Origin of the sequence: Megasphaera sp. DJF_B143 (genome assembly GCF_900320625.1) — a bacterium.
GTDB classification, from domain to species: Bacteria; Bacillota; Negativicutes; order Veillonellales; family Megasphaeraceae; genus Megasphaera; species Megasphaera hexanoica.
The window spans coordinates 1-5,553 of sequence record NZ_ONTA01000145.1 but is presented as its reverse complement, the minus strand read 5'-3'; the positions used below and the strand labels follow the sequence as shown (position 1 = coordinate 5,553).

Annotated in this window: 4 protein-coding genes; all 4 read right to left on the bottom strand. The window is 51.8% G+C overall.

Translation table 11 applies throughout. From position 1 onward, the window contains the following. Positions 1–940, bottom strand: a 940-nt coding sequence (locus DBO31_RS04455; protein ID WP_150824538.1) for an amidohydrolase family protein, incomplete at its 3' end; no start/stop codon positions are given. After that, positions 913–2,397 (bottom strand): NCS1 family nucleobase:cation symporter-1, encoded by a 1,485-nt coding sequence (locus tag DBO31_RS04450; protein WP_113856459.1) that lies wholly within the window; start codon positions 2,395–2,397, stop codon positions 913–915. The genes DBO31_RS04455 and DBO31_RS04450, both read right to left, overlap by 28 nt. An 85-nt stretch (positions 2,398–2,482) precedes the next feature. Further along, entirely contained in the window at positions 2,483–4,996 is a 2,514-nt protein-coding gene (ygfK, locus tag DBO31_RS04445; protein ID WP_234995388.1) for a putative selenate reductase subunit YgfK, read from the bottom strand. Positions 4,997–5,012: 16 nt separating this feature from the next. Further along, positions 5,013–5,553: amidohydrolase family protein (locus DBO31_RS04440; RefSeq protein ID WP_150824537.1), on the bottom strand; the 541-nt coding region annotated here is incomplete at its 5' end.

The window sequence follows — 5,553 nt, the reverse complement described above, 5'->3', positions numbered from 1 at the left end:
TAGCGATGACCTGAACCGACCCGTCACGCAGTCCCTGCCAGATGGCTTCATTATCTTCTTTCTTGCGCAGTGGTGGCGCCATCATGTATTTGATGCCTTCTTCGGGACCGCCATCGCGGAATTTATCTTCTGTCAGGAGCAGGTACTGAGGGCACGTTTCAACATAAATATTCTTCTGCCCTTCCCTGCGGGCCAGCCGTACCTGATCCAGGCTTTCATGAGCCGAGAGATGGACTACGTATACCGGTGCATCTCCGTCGGCACGGGCGACGGAAAGGAGCATATTGACACTTTCCGCTTCGGCAATGTTGGGACGCGTCAGGGCCTGCCCGATGGGCAGCAATTCATCAGGCTTTAGTTCCTTGCGCAGCGTATTGGTAATGGTGTCATTTTCTGCATGAACCGTGAGCAGACCGTGGTGCTCTTTCATGACCCGCAGGATAGGCATGAGCTGGGGTTCTGTAATGGGAAATCCGTATGTCGTATAGGCTTTGAAGCTGGGGAAGCCTTCATCGATGATATCTCCCAGTTCCTTGAGTATATCGGCATCGACATGCTGGAATACGCCATGGAAACTGTAATCTACCGGGCAGTCTGCCGCCAGTTTCCGGTAGACGTCGAACTGATGATGAAGCGAACATCCTACAGGGCCAAAGGCCATATGGTCGATAATCGTCGTCGTCCCTCCGCATGCAGCGGCGATACCGCCTGTATAGAAGGTATCGCAGGCCCGGTATTTGGGAGACTGCTGCAAATCCATGTGGGTATGAGGGTCGATGCCGCCCGGGCAGACGTACATACCATCGGCATCGATGACTTCTTCTGAACCGTGATAGATTCCCTTTCCCAGTTCTTCTATGATACCGTCGTTAATTTTCAAATCGGTCCTGACGTGCTGTCCTTCGAGACAAACTATTCCGTTTTTGATGACGTATTGCATGATGAATTACCTCCCAACTTGCAAACCAGGGCGTAGGTAATACAAGCGCCGAGTGTACCAAATACATAGGCATTATTAAAGAGCGGGCTCAGGGCCGGTACCCATTTGCCGGCAAATATGATAGCCGTAAAGATGAGCATGATGACGATAGCCCGGATGTTCCATCCATTAGAATAGAAATATTTGCCCGGTCCTTCAATATAAGCATCGACAATGCTCAGGTCTGTGTGATATTCAAAGAGATAGGCGGCAATGTAAATGCCCGAAATCGGTCCAATCAGTGCGCCCAGGAGCTGGGTGACATCAAAAATCAGATGATAGGCACTGGAAAGAGAATTCCACGGCTGGGCAAACAGGGACAGGAAGGCGACGAAGATAGCCACTTTCCGGTAGCTGAACCGGCCTTTGACATAGGAAGCGACGATGTTGACCGGTGGAATCAGGTTGCCGGCAACGTTGGTCGTCAGGATGGCCATGATAATGAACAGGGAGAAGATAAGCCGGATAATCGGGCTGGGGAAGCAGCCGACGAGGACGGCCGGTTCCCAGATTTCTTTACCGAAGGCCAGCCAGGCACCAGCTGTACCGCAGATGCCGACAAAGGCAATATATCCGGTCATGACTGGGGCGCTGATGATCTGGCCGACAATCTGGGCTCTCTGATTGACGCAGCTTCTCGTAAAGTCCGGCATGGACAGGGCAATACCGCCATCGAAGGCGATCATAGCGGAAAGGGCCGGCCAGAACAGCGTCCAGAAATCCGTATCGCCGCGGGCCTGCACGACCTGGGCACTGAGCAGCGTATCGAGGCTCCATCCGGCCGTCGATAACCCCCAGACGATGACGATCAGGCTCATGGCAATGAGGGCCGGGGCTGAAATACCTTCCAGGATTTTGACGGCTTTATTGCCGGACGCGGCAATGTAGACGTTGAGTGCCCAGAAGATGAGGAAGGAAATAAAGAGTCCCGGAAATCCCAAATCACCCCAGGCAGGAAAAACAGTAGAAATAATAATACTCGTCGCCTGGCCGCCAATCCATGCCTGGACGCCGAACCAGAAAATGCCGAGGATGCCACGGATGATAGCCGGCACGCATAATCCATTCTGACCAAAAATCGCCTTGCCCAGCATGGCATAGTTCATGCCGTATTTGACGCCGTAGTGGCCGATGATCATGGCGACGGCCATGACCAGCGTATGACCCAGGACGATGGTAAGCAGTGCTTCATACCAGGTCATGCCGGCCACGAGGAGGCCGCTGGCTACCTGATAAACGGCAACGGATACGATAATGCCGATCCAGAGATTGGCCATATCCTTCATATGCCAGTCCCGTTTTTCCCGGGGAATCGGTTTCGTCGCATCACTGTAAAAATTTTTGTGAGCCTGAATTTCCTTCACTCCGGCATCGGTCAGGCTGACAATGCCATCGTTTTCTTCCTGATAGAGATTCATAAAAAATCACCTCCGAAAACATATACACTTTTTTGCGCATATACTATATCGCAATTAGAAAAGGATAAACGAGATATCACTGCGCTTACCATAACACATAGGAATAATCACGGAATAATGTATCAATCAATTTCCGTACGGGTTCTTCCAATACAGATGTACCCGATTCACCAACGGTGTACTCTGTTTTCATACCGTCCAGGCGGACGATGAAACGGCCCGTCTCAGGCTGAATCAGGAGGATGCCCGGATTGGTGCTGTCATCCATATCGGCCTGCGTCCGGAATATCGTCAGTTTATCTTTATACGGAGCCCCCTGCCAGGGACAGAACGACCGGCAGTTCCCGCATTCATTGCAGAGGGCATCGAGATGGATAATCTGCCGGTGCAGGAATCCCGGCACCTGTACGGCCATATTGGCCCGGTTGGGACATACTTCGGTGCAGACTTCACAGACAGCATCACACTGCAGGCAGCGTCGGTCACACCCTGCTTCAGGAGCCATGATGAGCTGACCCCGCTGGGAATAGACGGCTTCTTCATCCGCTGCCAGTTCCGTATCGACACTGACCGGCATGTTCAGGATGGCTTCAGCTGCCCGTTTTCCATCGGCAATACATTCTACGACAGACGTTGTCTTTCCATAGTGACCGTCCCCGATGACAATCAGTCCCGGAATATCTGCCGGTCTGGCAGCGCCCACAAGTCCCCTGACGCCACAGGCCGCCAGCACATAATCAAAATCAGCCAGCTCATCGTACTGCCCGATGCCGTGATCCGTTTCGATATGGACGCCCATTTTTTCAACAAGGGAAATATCCTTATCAATCGCATCGGCTGTAATCTGTCCTTTTTTATCACAGAGGAAGGAGCGGACCATGCCGCCGGCCGCATCATTTTTTTCAAAAACCGTGACATCGACGCCACCACGGGCCAGGAAATACGCGGCTGACAGCCCCGCCGGGCCTGCACCGATAACAGCCGCCTTTTTGCCGTTTCCTGCTGGCGGCACGAGTTCTGCCATGACGGCGTCGTATCCGTTTTCTACCGCTATGAGCTTATTACGCCGTATTTCCACCGGACTTTCATAGAAATTGCGGGTACAGCTGTTCATGCATGTATGATAACAAATCGTGCCGGTGATAAAAGGCAGGGGATTCTTTTCCAGGATGACTTCCAACGCTTCCTTGTATTTACCTTCCCTGACGAGAGTCATATAAGCCGGGATGTCCTGATGGATGGGACAGGTATCACTGCAGGGAGCCATAAAGCAGTCCATGACAGGCAGAGGCTGGTCATTCTTGCGTTCCTGGCGCACCCGGGGCATCGGTCTGTAATACGCATCTTTCCGGGCGCGGTCCAGAAGATTTCGGATCTTTTCTCCATCGACACCGCCAAAAGAAGGTGCATCGTCTCTGTGTAACCCGCCCGCTATCTGGGACAGTCGTTCATAGCCGCCAGGTTTTAACAGGGTAGTTGCCACCGTAACCGGCCAGATACCGGTGTCTACAATATCCTTTATATTGAAGGCATCGGCACCGCCGCTGTAGGAAATACGCAGGCTGCCAGAAAAATCATCTGTCAGCTTTTTCGCTACATTCATGGAAAGGAAGAACAGAGGCTTGCCGGACATGTACATTTCTTCGCCCGGTAATTCTCCCCCTTTGATGTCCACGGGAAACGTATTAGTCAGTTTAACACCGAACAGGAGTCCTTTATCTTTTCCCAGTTTCTTCAGGCGCTGCAGCATCGGTACGGCATCGCTATAAGCCAGGTCATCCTGGAAATGACGGTCCGTAAAGGCCATGTGGGTATATCCCAGTTCATCCATCGTTTTACGGACGAACTCATATCCCAGAAGTGTCGGGTTGCATTTGACGAACGTATTGAGATGTTTTTCCGTCAGGAGATAGGTCGCAATCCGTTCGATTTCTTCCGGCGGACAGCCATGCATGGTGGAAACGGTCACGGAATTGCAAATAGTTCCGGGAATCGCCTGTACGTCTTCGGCCGTCAGATTCTGGAACAAATGGATATGACCCAGGAGCCAGTCCCGGCATTCCTGAAAGATTGCCGTCTGGGATGCCTCTTTTAATCCTTCAATGAACGCATCAATCTTAGGGCTGCTGATTCCTTCCAGATTATATCCGACAGACATATTGAACTGGAACCCATCCACAGATCCCAGGCCGTATTCTTTGGCCAGGACATGGAGGAGGAACCAGGCTTTGACATATTCTTCAAAGGCCTTGGGCACTGTCAGTTCGGTAGACCATTCAACATTGTAGCATTCATCGTCGGCGTGGATACACGGTTTAGCCACAGGCAGGTCTTCCCCGTCGAGAGTCTGTACCGTTTTGAGTTCGAAGAAACGGGCACCTGCCGCATAGGCCGCGGCTATATTCTGGGCCAACTGTGTATGGGGGCCGGCCGCCGGACCGAACGGTGTTTCCAGTTTGCGGTCAAATATCGTATAGGTACGGGACGGATCAGCCTTATATAAATGATGTACGCCGTACACAGTTTTAACATGACGCTCTCCCAAGAGCCATTTCATAAGATGTTCAAAGGGCAGTGAATACATTCTGTCGCTCATCATCTTTCTCCTTTCGTTGTCATCCATTGATCCGCCGGGCAAGTTCAGCTGCCCCCGTGCGGATTTTATCCATCATTTCCTGTTCATCACAAACGAGTAACTCTCTGTCCTTCATGAGGACTCTGCCACTAGCTATGGTCGTCACGACATGGCGGCCGTTCATCCCAAAGAGGATGTGACTGTTGACATTGTCTGCCGTAAGCGGTGTCGGCGGTATGTAATCGACGACAATGGCATCGGCCGCCGCGCCTTCTCGTAAGACGCCAAGAGGCCGTTTAAAATACCGGGATGCGATTTTCGGGTTATTTTCAAACAGCATCTGTGGCACTTCTGTCCAAGCCGCATTGGCATCACAAAGATGATGTTTGTGCAGTACATTAGCCACTTTATACGATTCAATCATATCGTGAGTATACCCATCCGTACCCAGACCGGTCAGGACGCCGCGATGTACCAGTTCCATCGTCGGTGGACATCCGCAGGCATTTCCCATGTTAGATTCGGGATTGTGCACCACCATCGTATCCGTATATTTCAGAAGGTCCATTTCATGAGGATTG